We start from the raw sequence: 18,640 nt of genomic DNA, 5'->3' as shown, positions 1-18,640 counted from the left end.
CGCGTGCGGGCGGCGCGACGGATGCGCGGCGGGATGCCGCGATCGGTGCCGCCGAGTCTAGCAAGCCGAAATGACGGGAGAAAAGCGCGCGGGCGGCGCACAGAAATTCGCGGGCGCGGGCAATCGCGGCATGGCGCGCGGCGGTCGCGCGCAGTCGCTTACTGCCCGTAGGTGACCGTGAGCGTTGCGGTGCCGATCGTCAGCGTGCCGATCTCGTGCTCGAACATCGGCGCGGGGCGCCCTTGCGCGACGCGCAGGTCCGTGCCCTTCAGCGCGTAGACGGTGATCACGTAGCGGTGCGGCTTGCCGGGCGGCGGACACGGGCCGCCGTAGCCGTCGATCCCGAAGTCGTTGCGCGCTTCGGTCGCGCCGATGCGCCGCAGGAAGCCCGACGCGCTCGCGTCGGCGGGCAGGCTCGTGACGGTGGCCGGAATGCCGGCGACGGCCCAGTGCCACCAGCCGTGCCCAGGCGCGTCGGGATCGAAGATCGTGATCGCATAGGCGCGCGTGCCAGGCGGCGGATTGCGCCAGCCGAGCTGCGGCGAGCGGTTCTTGCCCTTGCAGTCGCCGCGGTCGAACACGTTCGCGGCGCCGACGCGCCCGCCGGGCTTCAACTCGTCGCTCGACACGGTGAACGGGCCTTCCGCGCGCGCGGACAGGGCAGGGAACGCAGCGCACGCGGCGGCGGCGCAGAGAAGAACGGCGACGAACGGAGACGGACGACCCGGAGACGCAGGCGAAGTGATCCGGCGATCCACACGCATATGGCGCTTCTCCCGTCACGTGGGCCGGGCCGAGGCTCCCGGCATTGTTGGCGTTGTACGTTGCCCGCGCCGCTGATGGCGGCGATGGATCAAGTCTAGCATTAGGGTTCGATGAGGATGCGTGCTGCGGGCGGCGATTCGGCATGACCCTGTCGCGGATCGACGGACGAAAAAAAAACCGCTCGCGGTGCAGCGAGCGGTTTTTTGAGCCACGGTGCCGGCCCGCAAGCCGGCGCGGCTTATTCCTTCGGGGCCGTTGCGCCACCGTGCGCGGCCGACCATTCGGCCGGTGCGTGCAGGAACTTCTCGACTTCGTCGAGCGTCTTCGTCTCGAAGTAGCCCGATGCCTTCGCGACGCGCAGCACGTCCCACCACGTTGCCAGCGCGTGCAGGTCGACGTCGATGTCCTTCAGGACCGACACGCTTTCCTTGAAGATGTTGTAGTGGAACAGCACGAAGCAGTGGTTCACCGTCGCGCCGGCGGTGCGCAGCGCGTTGACGAAGTTGATCTTGCTGCGGCTGTCGGTCGTCAGGTCTTCCACCAGCAGCACGCGCGAGCCTTCTTCCAGATGCCCTTCGATCTGCGCGTTGCGGCCGAAGCCCTTCGGCTTCTTGCGCACGTACTGCATCGGCACCATCATGCGGTCCGCGAGCCATGCCGCGAACGGGATGCCGGCCGTCTCGCCGCCCGCCACCGAGTCGATCTGCTCGAAGCCGACGTCGCGCATGATCGTCGTTTCCGCCATTTCCATCAGTGCACGACGCACGCGCGGATACGAGATCAGCTTGCGGCAGTCGATGTAGACGGGGCTTGCCCAGCCGGACGTGAAGATGAACGGTTTTTCGGCATTGAAGTGCACCGCCTGCACTTCGAGCAGGATTTTGGCGGTCGTATCCGAGATCGACTGACGATCGTAGCCTGTCATGGGCATTCCTTGGGTGATGAGCGAAGAGCGGGCGCGGGCCCGGTGGCGCAGCAAGGGGAACCTGCCCGAAGGGCCGGGGTGCGATTGGCGGGTCAATCGGTCCAATCGCATCGCTGCGCGCGTAGCCGGCTATTTTACCCGATTCAGGCCGGTTTTCGGCGGAATTCGCGCAGCTTCGGCGCGCGGCTCGCCACCGGCGAAACAAACGGGGCGCAATCATCGCGAGGCTGATGCCCGGGATGCGGCGTCGCACCAACGGACGTCATTTAGGGGGTGTACACTAGGCGACCCTTAGAAATCGTTCAGTACTTTGTACTTTCCTCTTGCCACCCGCCAAGGTCCGATGGCGTGCCGACCCGGCGCGTCGCGTGCCGTCTCGCAGTCGACCATCCCCTCGATTCAAGCAGACGCGGCCCAAGGTGCTGTGTACTGAACCGTCAAAATTCCGCATGTCTCTCGCAGGTCAATCATGGACGAACAACTGAAGCAGGCCGCACTCGCTTATCACCAGAACCCGAAACCCGGCAAGATTTCGGTCACGCCGACCAAGCCGCTGTCGAACCAGCTCGATCTGTCGCTCGCTTATTCGCCGGGCGTCGCCGCCGCGTGCGAAGCGATCCACGCCGATCCGCTCGACGCGCAGAAGTACACGTCGCGCGGCAACCTCGTCGGCGTCGTGACGAACGGCACGGCCGTGCTCGGTCTCGGCAACATCGGCCCGCTGGCCGCGAAGCCGGTGATGGAAGGCAAGGGCTGCCTGTTCAAGAAGTTCGCGGGCATCGACGTGTTCGACATCGAACTGTCGGAATCCGACCCCGACAAGCTCGTCGAGGCGATCGCGATGCTCGAGCCGACGCTCGGCGGCATCAACCTCGAGGACATCAAGGCGCCCGAATGCTTCTACATCGAGCAGAAGCTGCGCGAGCGCATGAAGATCCCCGTCTTCCACGACGACCAGCACGGCACCGCGATCATCGCGTCCGCCGCGATCCTGAACGGCCTGAAGGTCGTCGGCAAGAAGCTGTCGGAAGTGAAGCTCGTGTGTTCGGGCGCGGGCGCGGCCGCGATCGCGTGTCTGGACCTGCTGGTGAACCTGGGTCTCACGAAGGCGAACATCCTCGTCGCCGACTCGAAGGGCGTGATCTACGAAGGCCGCGGCAACCTCGATCCGTCGAAGCAGCGCTATGCGGCGACCACCGACGCGCGCACGCTCGCCGACGCGATCGTCGGCGCGGACGTGTTCCTCGGCTGCTCGAGCGCGGGCGTGCTGAAGCAGGACATGGTCAAGACGATGGGCGAGCGCCCGCTGATCCTGGCGCTCGCGAACCCGGAACCGGAAATCCGCCCGGAAGACGCGAAGGCCGTGCGCCCGGACGCGATCGTCGCGACCGGCCGTTCGGACTACCCGAACCAGGTCAACAACGTGCTGTGCTTCCCGTTCATCTTCCGTGGCGCGCTCGACGTCGGCGCGACGACGATCACGGAAGAAATGAAGCTCGCGTGCGTGCGCGCGATCGCGGAGCTGGCCGAGGAAACCGACCAGAGCGAGGAAGTCGCGAAGGCGTATGAAGGCCACTCGCTCGAGTTCGGTCCGGAATACCTGATCCCGAAGCCGTTCGATCCGCGCCTGATCATCAAGATCGCGCCGGCCGTCGCGCAGGCCGCGATGGACTCGGGCGTCGCGACGCGCCCGATCCAGGACATGGACGCATACCGCGAGCAGCTCGGCGCGACCGTGTACCGCACCGGCATGGTGATGCGTCCGGTGTTCGCGACCGCGAAGAAGAAGCAGGCGCGCATCGTGTTCGCCGAAGGCGAGGACGAGCGCGTGCTGCGCGCTGCGCAGTTCGTGCTGCTGGAGAAGATCGCGAAGCCGATCATCGTCGGCCGTCCGTCGGTCGTCGAGATGCGCCTCGCGAAGATCGGTTCGAAGCTGAAGGCCGGCGTCGATTTCGAGATCGTGAATCCGGAAGACGACACGCGCTACCACCGCTACTGGCAGGCGTACCACGAGATCGGCGCGCGCGACGGCGTCACGCCGGAAGTCGCGAAGGCCGCGCTGCGCAAGTTCAACACGCTGATCGGCGCGATGCTCGTGCATCTGGGCGATGCGGACGGGATGATCTGCGGGATGATCGACACGTACCACACGCACCTGAAGTTCATCGAGCAGGTGCTGGGCCGTGCGAAGGGTGCCGAGCACTACGCGGCGATGAACCTGCTGATGCTGCCGGGCCGCAACCTGTTCCTGTGCGACACGTACGTGAACGAACTGCCGAGCGCCGAACAGCTCGCCGACATGACGATCCAGGCGGCCGCCGAGATCGAGCGCTTCGGCATCGCGCCGAAGGCCGCGCTGCTGTCGAACTCGAACTTCGGCAGCGCGCCGTCGGCGTCGTCGCGCCGGATGGCCGAAGCCCGCAAGCTGATCAGCGAGCGCGCGCCGAGCCTCGAAGTCGACGGCGAAATGCACGGCGACGCGGCGCTGTCCGAAGCGGTCCGCAAGGCCGCGTTCCCGGGCACGACGCTGTCGGGCGAAGCGAACCTGCTGATCATGCCGAACGTCGAAGCGGCGAACATCGCGTACAACCTGCTGAAGATGGTCGGCGGCGAGGGCGTGACGGTCGGTCCGTTCCTGCTCGGCGCGGCGAAGCCGGTCCACATCCTGACGCCGGCCGCGACCGTGCGCCGGATCATCAACATGACGGCGGTCGCCGCCGCGAACGCGAACACGAAGTAAGTTCGCGCCCGCGGGTGCCGCGCGCGATGCGCGGCGCAAACGAAAACGCCACGGAACCTGCGTTCCGTGGCGTTTTTTTCATGCGCCTCGTGAAGCGTCGAGCGTCAAGCACCGGGCACCAACCGCCAGCCATGCGGCGACGGGCGTCCTGACCGCGAACGCCCGCCGCGCCCCGTCACGCGACCTGCTGGCGCGACTGCCCGCCCGTCGGCGAACGCCACTTCGCAAGCAGCGTGTCCCACTTCTGGCGCACCGCGCGCAGGTTGTTCTCCTTCACGTGGCCGTAGCCGCGAATGCCGTCCGGCAGCGCCGCGAGTTCCAGCGCGAGCGGGCGATTGGCCGCATTCAGCCCGGCCAGCACTTCGCCGATCAGCGCTTCGTACTCGCCGATCAGCGCTCGCTCGGTGCGGCGTTCGGCGGTGCGGCCGAACGGGTCGAGCCCGGTGCCGCGCAGGAACTTCGCCTTCGCGAGCAGCCGGAACGCCGACAGCATCCACGGGCCGTATGCCTTCTTCACCAGATGGCCGTGTGCATCCGTCTTCGCGAACAGCGGCGGCGCGAGGTGGAATTTCAGCTTCCAGTCGCCTTCGAACTGCGACGACAGCCGCGCGAGGAATGCGGGATCGGACTGCAGCCGCGCGACCTCGTATTCGTCCTTGTACGCCATCAGCTTGAACAGGTTGCGCGCGACCGCTTCGGTCAGCGGCTCCTGCATCGCGTCGCCGTCCGCGAGCGCGCGTTCGGTGGCCCGCACCTTGTCGACGAACGCCGCATAGCGCGATGCATACGCGGCGTTCTGGTACGCGGTGAGGAATTCCACGCGCTTCGCGATCAGCGCATCGACCGCCTTCTTCGTGTGCAGCGAGATCACCGTCGCGCCCTGCGCGGGGCGTGCGTCGCCGGCCGCGGCCTGCTTCACGCTCGCGAGGTCGTGCGCGGCGCGGCGGCCCCAGTCGAACGCCGCGCGGTTCTTCTCGACCGACACCGCGTTCAGCTCGATCGCGCGTTCGAGCGACGCGAGCGTGAGCGGCAGCCAGCCCTTCTGCCACGCGTAGCCGAGCACGAACGGGTTCGTGTAGATCGCATCGCCGAGCAGCGCGACCGCGAAACGGTTCGCGTCGATGAAGTCGACCGATTCGCCGGCCGCCGCGCGGATGTCGTTCTCGGCGGACAGGCCGGGGAACGCCCAGTTCGGATTCTTGATGAACTCGGCGGTCGGCGTCTGCGCGCTGTTGACGACCACGCGCGTCGCGTCGTGCCGCATCCGCGACGTGCATTCGTCGCCGGCCGTGACGATCGCGTCGCAGCCGATTACGAGGTCGGCTTCGCCCATCGCGATCCGCGTCGCATGGATGTCGGTCGGCGCGTGCGAGATCTGCACGTGGCTCATCACGGCGCCGCCCTTCTGCGCGAGACCCGTGACGTCGAGCACGGTCACGCCCTTGTTCTCCAGGTGCGCGGCCATGCCGAGCAGCGCGCCGATCGTGACGACGCCCGTGCCGCCGACGCCCGTGACGAGCACGCCGTACGCGCGGTCGATCGCCGGCAGCGCCGGCTCCGGAATCGGCGGCAGCGCACCGCCGTCGACCGACACGGCCTTCGGCTTCTTCAACTGGCCGCCTTCGACGGTGACGAAGCTCGGGCAGAAGCCCTTCACGCACGAGAAGTCCTTGTTGCAGCTCGACTGGTTGATCTGCCGCTTCGTGCCGAATTCGGTTTCGAGCGGCTCGACCGACAGGCAGTTCGACTGCACCGAGCAGTCGCCGCAGCCTTCGCACACCGCGTCGTTGATCACGACGCGCTTCGCCGGATCCGGATACGTGCCGCGCTTGCGGCGGCGGCGCTTCTCGGTCGCGCAGGTCTGGTCGTAGATCAGGATCGTCGTGCCTTCGATCTCGCGCAGCTCGCGCTGCACGTCGTCGAGCTGATCGCGGTGATGGATCGTCACGCCGGGCGCGAGCAGCGTCTTCTGGCTGTCGTACTTCTCCGGCTCGTCGGTGACGATCACGATCTTCTTCGCGCCTTCGGACGCGAGCTGGTGCGTGATCTGCGGCACCGTCAGCACGCCGTCGACCGGCTGGCCGCCCGTCATCGCGACCGCGTCGTTGTAGAGGATCTTGTAGGTGATGTTCGCCTTCGACGAGATCGCCGCGCGCACCGCGAGCAGGCCCGAATGGAAATAGGTGCCGTCGCCGAGGTTCGCGAACACGTGCTTTTCGTCGGTGAACGGCGCCTGGCCGATCCACGGCACGCCTTCGCCGCCCATCTGGCTGAAGGTGCTCGTGCTGCGGTCCATCCACACGGTCATGTAGTGGCAGCCGATCCCGGCGATCGCGCGCGAGCCTTCCGGCACGTTGGTCGACGTGTTGTGCGGGCAGCCCGAGCAGAACCACGGCTTGCGCTCGGTCTGCACGTGCGGCTTCGCGAGCGCCATTTCCTTCGCGTTGATCACCGCGAGCCGCGCGGCGATGCGTGCGCGCACGTCGGACGGCAGCTCGAACTTGTCGAGGCGCGTCGCGATCGCCTTCGCGATGATCGCCGGCGACAGCTCGTAGTGCGCGGGCAGCAGCCAGTTGCCCATCGGCACCGACCATTCGCCGCCGGCGCCGTCCTTCTCGTCGAACTTGCCGAACACCCGCGGGCGCTGCGCATCGGGCCAGTTGTACAGCTCTTCCTTGATCGCGTATTCGAGGATCTGGCGCTTTTCCTCGACGACCAGGATTTCGTCGAGGCCGCGCGCGAACGCCTGCGCGCCCTGCGCTTCGAGCGGCCACACGCAGCCGACCTTGTACAGGCGGATGCCGATCCGCGCGCAGGTTTCGTCGTCGAGGCCGAGGTCGATCAGCGCCTGGCGCACGTCGAGGTACGCCTTGCCGCCCGTCATGATCCCGAAGCGCGCATTCGGCGAATCGATCTCGATCCGGTCGAGCTTGTTCGCGCGCACGTACGCGAGCGCCGCGTACCACTTGTAGTCGAGCAGCCGCGCTTCCTGCACGAGCGGCGGGTCCGGCCAGCGGATGTTCAGGCCGCCTTCCGGCACGATGAAGTCGGTCGGCAGCACGATCTCGGTGCGATGCGGGTCGATGTCGACCGACGCCGACGATTCGACCACGTCCGTCACGCACTTGAGCGCGACCCACAGGCCCGAGTAGCGGCTCATCGCCCAGCCGTGCAGCCCGAAGTCGAGATATTCCTGCACGTTCGACGGAAACAGCACCGGCAGCCCGCAGGCCTTGAAGATGTGTTCGGACTGGTGCGCGAGCGTCGACGATTTCGCCGCGTGATCGTCGCCGGCGAGCACGAGCACGCCGCCGTGCTTGGACGAGCCGGCCGAGTTCGCGTGCTTGAAGACGTCGCCGGTGCGGTCGACGCCCGGGCCCTTGCCGTACCACATGCCGAACACGCCGTCGTATTTCGCGCCGGGGTACAGGTTCACCTGCTGCGAGCCCCACACGGCGGTCGCGGCGAGATCTTCGTTGAGACCGGGCTGGAAGACGATCTGGTGGGCCGCGAGGTGCTGCTTGGCCTTCCACAGCGACAGGTCGAGGCCGCCGAGCGGCGAGCCGCGATAACCGGAGATGAAGCCGGCCGTGTTGAGGCCGGCGGTGCGGTCGCGTTCCTGCTGGAGCATCGGCAGGCGCACGAGCGCCTGGATGCCGCTCATGTACGCGCGGCCGCGTTCGAGCGTGTATTTGTCGTCAAGCGTGACGGACTTCAGCGCGGCTTCGAGCGACGCGCGTTGGCCTGCGTCTAGCGGGGCATTCATTAACTGTCTCCTCCACCCAGTTTGGGATCACCAAAACTTCGATTGCGTCGACGTCTTGTGGACGCGTCGGCAGTGGCCGGCATATTGGCCGGTTTCAGATGATGGTAGCACTGGGATAAACCCGCCGGCCACCGGCCGGCGTACCGCGCCGCGTCGACGAAACGGCACGGGGCCATGCGTTACATCATGTAAAAGCATGTAAAGCCGGTCCCATCGTCGTGCAAATGCCGTTAATCTTGTCGGCCTGCCGGAGGTGCCCGGCCGTGTCGGCCCGTTTCGACGCGACCGGGGAGGCGCCGGCAGTTTTAAAGGAGGTGCAATGAACACACGTCATATCCAGAGTTTCCTGATCGTGTCCGCCGCGTTTTTCGCGATGACCGGCCCGGTGCACGCGGAAGGCGCGAGCGCACTGGCGGCAGCCGGCGCGCAGATGCGCCAGATCGCGTCGACGCAGGACATCGACGCGCAGCCGGCGGCCGAGCGCGCCGTCGCGCCGAAGGCGGCCGTGCGTTGATCCGTTCGCGTGGCCGCCGGGCCGCGCCGAAACGAGAAAACGAAAAAAGGGCGGGAATCGCGAGATTCCCGCCCTTTTTCCTTGTGCCGCCGGTGCGTGCGCCCAGCCGGCTTGCCGGCGGCCGGCCGCCGGGCCGTTTGCGTCAGGCCTTGTCCTGCACGACGCCGCGGCGGATCTGGTCGAGCTCGATCGATTCGAACAGCGCCTTGAAGTTGCCTTCGCCGAAGCCCTGGTTGCCCTTGCGCTGGATGATCTCGAAGAAGATCGGGCCGATCTGGTTCTCGGTGAAGATCTGCAGCAGCAGGTCGTCGCGCGCGCCGTCGATCAGGATCTTGCGCTTCTTCAGCTCGCCGAGCGATTCGCCGTGGTTCGGCACGCGGCGGTCGACCAGCTCGTAATACGTGTCGATCGTATCGAGCAGCTTCACTTCCTTGCCGCGCAGGCCGTCGACCGCGCGGTAGATGTCGTTCGTGCCGAGTGCGATGTGCTGGATGCCTTCGCCGTGATACGCGTCGAGGTATTCCTGGATCTGGCCGGCCGTGTCCGAACCTTCCTCGTTGATCGGAATGCGGATCTTGCCGCACGGCGACGTCATCGCCTTCGACTTCACGCCCGTCACCTTGCCTTCGATGTCGAAGTAGCGCACTTCGCGGAAGTTGAACAGCCGCTCGTAGAACTCCGCCCATTCCTGCATGCGGCCGCGATGCACGTTGTGCGTCAGGTGGTCGATGTACGTGAGGCCGTGGCCGACCGGGTTCGGATTCGCGCCGGCGATCGGCTCGAAGTCGACGTCGTAGATACTGATGTCGCCGATCGCGCCCGGCTGCGCGCCGTTCTTGCCGCGCCAGCGGTCGACGAAATAGATCAGCGAGTCGCCGATGCCCTTGATCGCCGGGATGTTCAGCTCCATCGGGCCGGTCTTGTTGTCGAAGCCCCACGCGCCGAGTTCGAGCGCGTGCTTGTATGCCTTCGCGGCGTCCTGCACGCGGAACGCGATCGCGCAGATCGACGGGCCGTGCAGGCGCGCGAAGCGTTGTGCGAACGAGTCGGGTTCGGCGTTGATGATGAAGTTGATGTCGCCCTGGCGGTAGACCGTCACGTCCTTGTGGCGATGGCGCGCGATCGCGGTGAAGCCCATCCGTTCGAACAGTTGTCCGAGCGCTTTCGGGTCCGGCGCGGTGTATTCGATGAATTCGAAGCCGTCGGTGCCGACGGGGTTGTCCCAGTTGGGGATCTGCATGCCGTGTCTCCTGTCTGCCTGGCGATCGGCCGCGGCGCTCAGACGCTCGCGGCCGGTGTCATGGGGAAGGCGATGCGTGCGGCGGTGCGCGCAGCATCGGTCCATGCGACAAAGTGTAGCGGGCAGAGCGGAGCGTAAACTTGCGAACTTGATTGTCCCTGCCTACGATGGCGCAATTTCCAGTCTCGAAATAATCATCGGAGGGCAGAAAATGGCGCAGGTCGAATTGGATGCCATCGACCGGCGGATTCTCGCGATTCTTCAGGAGAACGGCCGGCTGTCGAACCAGGAGATCGCGGAGCGCGTGAACCTGTCGCCGAGCCCGTGCCTGCGGCGGATCCGGCGGCTCGAGGAAATCGGCGTGATCACCGGCTACGTCGCGCTGCTCGATCCGCAGAAGCTCGGGCTCGATCTGCTCGCATACGTGAGCGTGCGGCTCGAGAAGCGCGGCGGCGTCGCGCCGGTCCGTGCGGACGAGACGGCCGCGCGAGCGGGCGCGACGCATGCGGAGCTGTTCCGCGCAGCGGTGCAGACCTGGCCCGAAGTGGTCGCGTGCCACGCGATGACGGGCGACATGGATTACCTGCTGCGCGTGCAGGTCGAGGATATGGCGCACTTCTCCCGCTTCGTGCAGGAGCATCTGCTGCACCATCCATCGGTGATCGACGTGAAGACGAGCTTCTCGCTCGAGTGCTTCAAGGAGACGACGGCGCTGCCGATCCGGTCGGTGCGCTAGCGCGAGGGGAGGAAAAGGAGCACCGGGCGCCCGCAGGGCGGCCCGGTCGGCCGATGTTACGCCGTCAGTGCGGCGGGCATCAGCGATTCGATGAACTTCGACGTGCGGTGCGCCTGGCGCTTGAGCGCATAGTCGAACACCGCGGCCTGTTCCTGCAGCATCTCGGCGAGGATCGTCGAGTGGTCGGCCGGCGGCAGCGACAGGTACGCGTCGGCTTCGCCGTATGCGTACTCGATCCGCATCCCGGACTTCTTCGCGATGTGCATCATCGTCGCGTTGCGCGACAGGCAATGCATGTACAGCATCGTCACGCGGGTGTTGCGGCTGCGGATCGCCGCGCGCTCGAACAGCTTGGAGCCGACGCCGCGGCCGCGCGCGCTTTCGAGCACCGACACGCCGAATTCGGCCGTGCGCTTGTCGCCTTCCGCCGGCAGGTAGGCCAGGTGGCCGACGCCGATCAGTTCGAGCGCATGGTCGAACACACCGAACACGGTGTCGCGACCGAAGTCGATCGTGCGGACATAGTTCTCGATCACGTGATCGGGCACCATCTGGCCGAAGCGCAGCAGGCGGTCCTCTTCGTTGAGCGAGAGAAAGTGGGTGAGCATTCGCTCACGGTCTTTGGAAGCCAGTTCCCTGACGAGAACCGGCGCAGTCCCGGCGCGGCCGACAGCAGCGGCACGGCGGTTCGATTGCGTGTTCATCGTGGGTTCCTCAGTGTGTTGCTGCACAAACGGCTTGTGCAATGCAACAGCATTCTACCCGAGCAGGGTTGGGGAAAACCCGTATTTGACGTTATTTGTGCCGAGGGGGAATTCTAAATCTGCTTAGTTAATATCGTATCTGTATGATTTAAAACAGATTTAAAATTCATCATATGAAATGCGCGACGGTCGGCCGCAGTGTGCCCGTCGCGCAACGCGTGCTGCTGTGCGGCAATCACGCGCGGGGCGACAACCCGTGTTCCATCAGGTCGATCACCTGTTCGGCGAAGTCGCGGTAGCCGAGGCGGCCGCCGGGCTTCAGCCACGTGAACGTCCAGTTGATCATCCCGAACACCATCATCGTGACCGACGTCTGGTTCTCCTTCGAGATCCGGTCGGGGTAGGCACGAGCGAGCTGACGGGCGAAAGCCGCGACGATGTCGCGCTGGCGGTCGAGCACGATTTCGCGCTGCGCATCCTCCAGGTATTTCACGTCGTTGAGCAGCGCGACATGGCGGCTGTGCGACGTTTCATACTCGGCGAGGAACGCGCGAACGAGTTCGGCGAACGCGTCGCGCTCGCTGAGCCCGCGCCGCTGGCTCGCGCCTTCGACCTCGGCGATGATCAGCATCAACCGCTTCGTGTAGCGGTCGAGCAGGTCGAACAGGATCGCTTCCTTGCTCTCGTAATAGTGATAGAGACGTGCCTTCGACGTGCCGCTCGCGGTCGCGAGATCGGACATCGACGTGCTCGGGTAGCTCGTCTGCGCGAATTTCTCGGCGGCGAGATCGAGGATCTGCTCGCGCTGGGATTCGTGGTCGGGCGCTCGGGTACGGGCCATGGTCGAATGCGGAAAGTTAGCGTTGGCGGGGCGCGGCTGCCGCGCGCACCTGCGTGGAAGAGAGGGCGGCCGGTGCGTCGTCCTGCAGCTCGAGCCGGCCCGCTGCCGCGAGTTCGCGGCAGCGCCACCACGCGATCGAGTCGCTGACGAACAGCCCGCCGCGATCGGCGCCGGCCATGATCGCACCGACGAGATGCCGCGCGGGCAGCCAGCCGGATTCGGCGTGCGCGACGATCAGCGCGTCGAGATCGGCGTATTGGCCGCTCTTGATCGTGTTGCTGATCCAGTAGCGCAGCTCGGCATTCAGGTGTTTCGCCTCCTGCCATTCGAGCGCGAGGCGGCCGATGCGCAGCACCGAGATCGGCGCGGCGACCGGCCGTTTGCGGGCGAATGCCGCCGGCGGGAACATTCCGGTCGCGCAGGCCTGGTCGGTGCGGGTCAGCGCCGCGCGCTGCGGCGCGTCGAGATCGGCGGCCGACAGCCGCACCTCGTTCAGCCGCTGCGGCACGTTGCGCAGGTGATAGGCGACACGGCGCAGCAGCAGCTTGTCGCCGACGCTCGGCGCATGCCAGACCACCACCTGGCCGGTATCCGTCGCGAGCTGGTCGAGGCGTGCGAATTCCGCTTCGATTTCCGCGTTCCAGTCGGGGATCTGGTCGCCGAGCACGCGCTGCCAGAACGCGGCGCGCGTATCGGGCGTCTCGTCGGCGCCCTTCAGCGGCCCGACCGCCAGATCGTCGAGCAATCCGACGACGCGCTCGTCGCGTCCGGCCTGCGCGAGCGCCTCGCGCAGCGACGCGGCGGCGGTGCCGCCCTGAATCACGTGAATGGTACTCATCGGCCTGTCGTCAACAAAAGAAAACCGCCGGCCGGGCGGACGCGATGACGTCCAGCCGGCCGGCGGCCCCTAGTGTAAGCGAGATGTGTGACGGCGAGAAACCGGCGCGCCGCGCCGGTACGACGCCGCTCAACGCTCGTCGAAGCTCACGACGACCTTGTCGCTGATCGGGTGGCACTGGCACGTGAGCACGAAGCCGTCCTTCACTTCATGTTCCTCGAGCGTGTAGTTCTTCTCCATCCGGACCTCGCCTTCGATCACCTTCGCCCGGCACGTGCAGCACACGCCGCCCTTGCACGCGTACGGCAACGCAAGGCCCGCGCGCAGACCGACGTCGAGCAGGCTCACGCCTTCGTACGGCAGGCGCAGCTTGCGCTTCTTGCCGTCGAGCACGATTTCGAGATCGGCGGCGGGCGTCTGCTCGGTGATCTCGACGACGGGCGCGCCGGCCTGCGGCAGCGGCGTGCCGAAGCGCTCGACGTGCACCTTCGCCGCCGGCACGCCGGCCGCCTTCAGCGCGGCTTCGGCTGCATCCATCATCGGCGCGGGGCCGCAGATGAACGCTTCGTCGATCGCGTCGGCCGGCGTCAGCGTCGCGAGGAATTCCGCGCATTTCGCCTGGTCGAGCACGCCGTTGAACAGCTCGACGTCCTGCTGGTCGTCCGACAGCACGTGGTACAGCACGAAGCGGTTCATGTAACGGTTCTTCAGGTCCTCGAGCTCCTCCGCGAACATGATCGCGTCGACGCTGCGATTGCCGTAGATCAGCGTGAACGTGCTGCGCGGCTCGAGTTCGAGCGTCGTCTTCACGATCGCGAGCACCGGCGTGATGCCCGAGCCGCCGGAGAATGCGACGTACTGCTTGCCGTGATCGGCGTTCAGGTGCGTGAAGAAGCGGCCGTCCGGCGTCATCACGTCGATCGTGTGGCCCGGCTTCAGCGTGTCGAACGCGAAGTTCGAGAAGCGGCCGCCGCGCACGCGCTTGATGCCGATGCGCAGTTCGCCGTCGCGGTCGTAGTCGGTCGTGCCGACGCAAATCGAGTACGACCGGCGCGTTTCCTCGCCGTCGATGTGGGTCTTCAGCGTGACGAACTGGCCTTGCGTGAAGCGATACGCATCGCGCAGCTCCGGCGGCACGTCGAACGAGACGGTGACGGCGTCGGCGGTCTCGGGCCGCACGTCGCGGATACGCAGCGGGTGAAATTGCGGGGTCGCCATGATCAATAGGGTTTGAAGTAGTCGAAGGGTTCGCGGCAGTCGACGCAGCGATACAGCGCCTTGCACGCCGTGGACGCGAATTGCGCGAGACGCTCGGTGTTCGCGGAGCCGCAGCGCGGGCAAACGGGCGCGGCGACGGGCCGCGGCACGAAGCGCACGACGTTTTCCCGCGGCGCGGCGCTGCCGCACTGGCCGACGGGTGGCGCGATGCCGTACGCGCGCAGCTTGTCGCGCGCTTCCTGCGTGATCCAGTCGGTCGTCCACGCGGGCGCGAGCACCGTCTCGATCCGGTGCGGCGGCAGGTCGGCGGCCTGCATCGCTGCGGCGATGTCCTCGGCGATCTGCGACATCGCCGGGCAGCCCGAGTAGGTCGGCGTGATCACGACTTCGAGCATGCCGTCGTCCGTGCGACGCACGTCGCGCAGGATGCCGAGCTCGCGGATCGACACGACCGGGATTTCGGGATCGGGCACCCCTTCGAGCACGTCCCACGCGCGCGCAAGCAACGGGTCGTTGCGGTGCGCGGCCGGTACGGCGTTGGCGGGGGCGGTGGTCTGGACGGACATCGTCGGGCTCCGTTGGGTCGGCCGGTTACCAGCTCGCGCCGGGATGCTGGCGCGCGAGGCTCTGCATTTCCGCGAGCAGGTAGCCCATGTGCTCCGAATGCTCGCCCTGCTTGCCGGTCGTGACGTGCTGCACGGGCGCCGGCAGCGTGAGCGTCGCTTCGGCGAGCGCATCGTCCACGTCCGCGCGCCATGCGGCTTCGAGCGCGGCCGGTGCCGGGCCGACGCCCGCTGCGCAGATCGCATCGTCGACCGCGTCGGCCGCGAAGAATTCGCGCGTGTACGGAATCAGGTAGTCGAGCGCGGCCTGCGCACGGCGATGCGATTCGTCGGTGCCGTCGCCGAGGCGCACCAGCCATTCGCGTGCGTGCTGCACGTGATAACGCGTTTCCTTCACCGATTTCGCGGCGATCGCCGCGAGTTGCGCGTCCGTCGACGTTTCGAGCGCGGTCCACACGTGCAGCATCAGCGTCGCGTAGAGGAAGTTGCGCACGATCGTCACGGCGTAGTCCTTGTCCGCGTGCGCGGTGCCGGCGAGCGGGCCGTAGTGCGGCAGCTCGGCGAGCGTGAAGTTCGCGAACTCGCGCTCGGTGCGGAAATACGCGTAATCGTCTTCCGTCTTCGCGGTGCCGTTGAGCTGGCGTTCGAGTTCGGCGGCGTGCGTGTACAGCATGCGGGCCTGGCCGATCAGGTCGAGGCTCATGTTGGTGAGCGCGATGTCTTCCTCGAGGATCGGGCCGTGGCCGCACCATTCGGCGTTGCGCTGACCGAGGATCAGCGCGTTGTCCGCGAGGCGCAGCACGTAGGAGAGGTGTTCGGGCGTGATCATCATGGCGCGGGCGTTACATGTGGTTGACTTCGTCGGGCAGCGTGTAGAACGTCGGGTGACGGTAGATCTTGTCGCCCGCCGGTTCGAACAGCTCGGCCTTTTCGGCCGGATCCGACGCGGTGATCGCCGACGACGGCACCACCCAGATGCTCACGCCTTCCTGGCGGCGCGTGTACACGTCGCGCGCCATGCGCAGCGCCATCGACGCATCGGCCGCGTGCAGGCTGCCGCAGTGCTTGTGGTCGAGGCCTTGCTTGCTGCGCACGAACACTTCCCAGATCGGCCATTCCTTGTTCATCACTCTCTCCTGAATCCTGTATTCGATGGTTGCCGCTCAGGCGGCGTGCTGTTCGGCGCGGGCGCGGCGCTTCGCTTCGTGCGCGAGCGCGGCTTCGCGCACCCATGCGCCGTCGTCGTGCGCCTTCACGCGGGTCGCGAGGCGTTCCTTGTTGCACGGGCCGTCGCCGTTCACGACGCGCCAGAATTCGTCCCAGTCGATCGCACCGTAGTCGTAGTGGCCGCGCGCTTCGTTCCACTTCAGGTCCGGATCGGGCAGCGTCACGCCGAGCACCTTGGCCTGCTCGACCGTCGCGTCGACGAACTTCTGCCGCAGGTCGTCGTTCGAAATCCGCTTGATGCCCCATTTCGCGGACTGATTGCTGTGGACCGAATCCGCGTCGCTCGGGCCGAACATCATCAGCACCGGCCACCACCAGCGGTTCACGGCCTGCTGAACCATCGCGCGCTGCGCATCGGTGCCCTTCATCATCGACAGCAGCGCGTCGAACCCCTGGCGCTGGTGGAACGACTCTTCCTTGCACACGCGGATCATCGCGCGCGCATACGGGCCGTACGTGCAGCGGCACAGCGGGATCTGGTTCATGATCGCGGCGCCGTCGACGAGCCAGCCGATCACGCCGACGTCGGCCCAGGTCGGCGTCGGGTAGTTGAAGATGCTCGAGTATTTCGCCTTGCCGGCGTGCAGCGCGTCGATCAGCGAATCGCGCGAGACGCCGAGCGTTTCCGCCGCGCTATATAGATAGAGGCCGTGGCCGGCTTCGTCCTGGACTTTCGCGAGCAGGATCGCCTTGCGCTTCAGGCTCGGCGCGCGCGAGATCCAGTTGCCTTCCGGCAGCATGCCGACGACTTCCGAGTGCGCGTGCTGCGAGATCTGGCGGATCAGCGTCTTGCGATAGGCATCGGGCATCCAGTCCTGCGGTTCGATCTTGCTGTCCGCGGCCATGACCGCGTCGAACCGCGCTTGCTCGGGCGACTCGGCTGCGGCGTCGAGCGGCGCGACGTTGCCGGGGATGTCGAGGGATTGCGTGTACATGGCGGAGGTTCTCGTCCGGTTGAATGTGTGCGAAGTATAAACCAACCGACCGGTCGGTTAATAAATTTCTTGTGGATTTGCGGGGAGACTCGGGTAAACGAGGGGCGTCGGGGCGCGAACATTGGTGGCCGAGCGCACCGGGCGCGTGACAGCGGCGGCTTCTGCGGCACAATGCCCGCTTTCCGATGAGGATTTCGCCGATGTCATTCCGAAGCAGTTTCGTTGCGACCGTGCTGGGCGCGTCCGTTTTCCTGTCCCCGTTCGGCGCGTCTGCCGCGCCGGCCGGATGGGTTGCCGCCTGGGCGACCGCTTTGCAGCCGATTCCCGACCTGGCTGCGCCGCCGCCGCTGTATCGCGCGCCCGACGTGGCTGGGCGCACCGTCCGGCAGATCGTCTACCCGACGGTATCGGGACGCGCCGCGCGGATTCGGGTGAGCAACGCCTACGGTCGCGCACCGCTGGTGATCGAGGCAGCCGGTCTCGCGCGCGCAGGTGACGGCGCGACGCTGGCCGATGCGGCGAGCGCGCCGGTGCGCTTCGGCGGCAACGCGGCGGTGACGCTCGCGCCGGGCCAGGAGCTCGAAAGCGATCCGGTTGCGATCGACGTGGCGGCCGGGCGACCATATGCGATCAGTCTGCGGATGGGCGCGAACCAGCGGATGACCGTGTGGCACCGGGTGTCGAACCAGGTCAATTACGTGTCGGCGCCGGGCGATCACGTGAGCGATCCGGGCGCAGGCGCATTCCGCACACGCTTTACGCAGTATGCGTGGGTGACCGAGCTCGCTGTGGAGGCCGGCGCTGCGCGGGCGAGCGTCGCGGCGATCGGCGATTCGATCACCGACGGGCTGCGCTCGAGCCTGAACCGCAACCATCGCTGGCCGGACGCGCTCGCGCGCCGGCTCGCCGCGGCCGGCACGGAGTCGCTCGGCGTTGTGAATCTCGGGATCAGCGGCAACCGGCTGCTCAGCGATTCGGCGTGCTACGGCACGTCGCTGGCGTCGCGGTACGAGCGCGATGCGCTGTCGCGGGCTGGGGTGAAGGCGGCGATCGTGCTGATCGGCATCAACGACATCAATTTCGCGGCGATGCCGCCGCGTGCCGGGCTCGATTGCGACAGCCCGCACACGCAGGTCACGGCCGCGTCGCTGATCGACGGTTATCGACGGTTGATCGAGGCCGCGCACCGCCGGGGCGTGAAGGTTTTTGGCGCAACGCTCACGCCGGCCGGGTTGCCGGCCGGGCGCGAGGCGATCCGGCTCGAGGTGAACCGCTGGATCCGGAGCGGCGGCGGGTTCGACGCAGTGGTCGACTTCGATGCGGCGCTGCGCGACCCGGCGCGGCCGAGCGTGCTGCAGCGCCGGTACGACAGCGGCGACGGCATCCACCCGAGCGACGCCGGCTACGCGGCAATGGCCGAGGCCGTGCCGGTCGAGCAATTGCAGGCGACGGTTCGCGGCAACTGATGCCGCTTTATATATAGAGGGAGACGTCGCGACGAACTGCGATTTGTTTCACGGACCTCGGCGCCCCTGTCCGCCAAGCCCCAAGCCCCCCGTGCGCGGTAGCGCACGGGGGCTTTTTCAAAATATTTTCACGAAGGGGTTGCGCGGAGTGGGGTGGGTGCT

General features: G+C 66.9%; 16 protein-coding genes. 4 read left to right on the top strand and 12 right to left on the bottom strand.

Translation table 11 applies throughout. The features are described from left to right. Positions 1–158 precede the first annotated feature (158 nt). On the bottom strand, positions 159–764 hold the full coding sequence (locus Q3A80_RS28040) for a YbhB/YbcL family Raf kinase inhibitor-like protein (RefSeq protein WP_446332068.1): 606 nt from the start codon (positions 762–764) through the stop codon (positions 159–161). A 239-nt stretch (positions 765–1,003) separates the two neighbouring features. Further along, positions 1,004–1,690 carry an orotate phosphoribosyltransferase gene (locus Q3A80_RS28035; protein WP_006752465.1) on the bottom strand — a complete coding sequence of 229 codons (687 nt, stop codon included), beginning with the start codon at positions 1,688–1,690 and terminating at the stop codon, positions 1,004–1,006. A gap of 469 nt (positions 1,691–2,159) precedes the next feature. Between Q3A80_RS28035 and Q3A80_RS28030 the strand changes: the two genes are divergently transcribed. After that, a complete protein-coding gene (locus Q3A80_RS28030; RefSeq protein WP_446332067.1) occupies positions 2,160–4,430 on the top strand; it encodes an NADP-dependent malic enzyme in 2,271 nt (756 codons plus the stop codon). Between the two features lie 175 nt (positions 4,431–4,605). Here Q3A80_RS28030 and Q3A80_RS28025 read toward each other — a convergent pair whose 3' ends face one another. Beyond that, positions 4,606–8,196 (bottom strand): indolepyruvate ferredoxin oxidoreductase family protein, encoded by a 3,591-nt coding sequence (locus Q3A80_RS28025; protein WP_446332066.1) that lies wholly within the window; start codon positions 8,194–8,196, stop codon positions 4,606–4,608. 319 nt (positions 8,197–8,515) lie between these two features. On the opposite strand from Q3A80_RS28025, the gene Q3A80_RS28020 reads away from it, so the two are divergent. Beyond that, the gene (locus tag Q3A80_RS28020) at positions 8,516–8,710 is read left to right on the top strand and encodes a hypothetical protein (protein WP_446332065.1); all 195 of its coding nucleotides are present in this window, start codon (positions 8,516–8,518) and stop codon (positions 8,708–8,710) included. A gap of 142 nt (positions 8,711–8,852) precedes the next feature. Here Q3A80_RS28020 and hppD read toward each other — a convergent pair whose 3' ends face one another. Then, positions 8,853–9,950 carry a 4-hydroxyphenylpyruvate dioxygenase gene (hppD, locus tag Q3A80_RS28015; protein WP_446332064.1) on the bottom strand — a complete coding sequence of 366 codons (1,098 nt, stop codon included), beginning with the start codon at positions 9,948–9,950 and terminating at the stop codon, positions 8,853–8,855. 211 nt (positions 9,951–10,161) lie between these two features. On the opposite strand from hppD, the gene Q3A80_RS28010 reads away from it, so the two are divergent. Further along, positions 10,162–10,686: an Lrp/AsnC family transcriptional regulator gene (locus tag Q3A80_RS28010; RefSeq protein WP_446332063.1), complete on the top strand. Its 525-nt coding sequence runs from the start codon at positions 10,162–10,164 to the stop codon at positions 10,684–10,686. A 56-nt stretch (positions 10,687–10,742) separates the two neighbouring features. On the opposite strand, the gene Q3A80_RS28005 is transcribed toward Q3A80_RS28010, so the two are convergent. The 8 genes from Q3A80_RS28005 to paaA all read right to left on the bottom strand — a co-directional run bounded on the left by Q3A80_RS28005 (position 10,743) and on the right by paaA (position 17,012). Beyond that, complete coding sequence (locus Q3A80_RS28005) at positions 10,743–11,390, bottom strand: GNAT family N-acetyltransferase (RefSeq protein WP_446332062.1); 648 nt, start codon at positions 11,388–11,390, stop codon at positions 10,743–10,745. 235 nt (positions 11,391–11,625) lie between these two features. Next, positions 11,626–12,231: a TetR/AcrR family transcriptional regulator gene (locus Q3A80_RS28000; RefSeq protein ID WP_151066598.1), complete on the bottom strand. Its 606-nt coding sequence runs from the start codon at positions 12,229–12,231 to the stop codon at positions 11,626–11,628. A gap of 16 nt (positions 12,232–12,247) precedes the next feature. Beyond that, entirely contained in the window at positions 12,248–13,069 is an 822-nt protein-coding gene (locus Q3A80_RS27995) for a DUF1835 domain-containing protein (RefSeq protein WP_446332061.1), read from the bottom strand. A 129-nt stretch (positions 13,070–13,198) separates the two neighbouring features. Next, on the bottom strand, positions 13,199–14,287 hold the full coding sequence (gene paaE, locus Q3A80_RS27990; protein ID WP_446332060.1) for a 1,2-phenylacetyl-CoA epoxidase subunit PaaE: 1,089 nt from the start codon (positions 14,285–14,287) through the stop codon (positions 13,199–13,201). Positions 14,288–14,289: 2 nt separating this feature from the next. Beyond that, positions 14,290–14,853, bottom strand: coding sequence for a 1,2-phenylacetyl-CoA epoxidase subunit PaaD (gene paaD, locus Q3A80_RS27985; RefSeq protein WP_446332059.1), 564 nt, complete (start codon positions 14,851–14,853; stop codon positions 14,290–14,292). A gap of 25 nt (positions 14,854–14,878) precedes the next feature. Then, positions 14,879–15,682, bottom strand: a complete 804-nt coding sequence (paaC, locus tag Q3A80_RS27980; RefSeq protein ID WP_446332058.1) for a 1,2-phenylacetyl-CoA epoxidase subunit PaaC — start codon at positions 15,680–15,682, stop codon at positions 14,879–14,881. 10 nt (positions 15,683–15,692) lie between these two features. Beyond that, positions 15,693–15,977 carry a 1,2-phenylacetyl-CoA epoxidase subunit PaaB gene (gene paaB / locus Q3A80_RS27975; protein WP_006752453.1) on the bottom strand — a complete coding sequence of 95 codons (285 nt, stop codon included), beginning with the start codon at positions 15,975–15,977 and terminating at the stop codon, positions 15,693–15,695. Positions 15,978–16,013: 36 nt separating this feature from the next. Then, positions 16,014–17,012, bottom strand: a complete 999-nt coding sequence (paaA, locus tag Q3A80_RS27970; protein WP_446332057.1) for a 1,2-phenylacetyl-CoA epoxidase subunit PaaA — start codon at positions 17,010–17,012, stop codon at positions 16,014–16,016. Positions 17,013–17,212: 200 nt separating this feature from the next. Between paaA and Q3A80_RS27965 the strand changes: the two genes are divergently transcribed. After that, on the top strand, positions 17,213–18,478 hold the full coding sequence (locus tag Q3A80_RS27965; RefSeq protein ID WP_446332056.1) for an SGNH/GDSL hydrolase family protein: 1,266 nt from the start codon (positions 17,213–17,215) through the stop codon (positions 18,476–18,478). Positions 18,479–18,640 lie beyond the last annotated feature (162 nt).

It is taken from the genome of Burkholderia sp. SR8 (genome assembly GCF_052851275.1).
The sequence above is the reverse complement of the archived record's forward strand: the minus strand, read 5'-3'. Positions and strand labels throughout refer to the sequence as shown.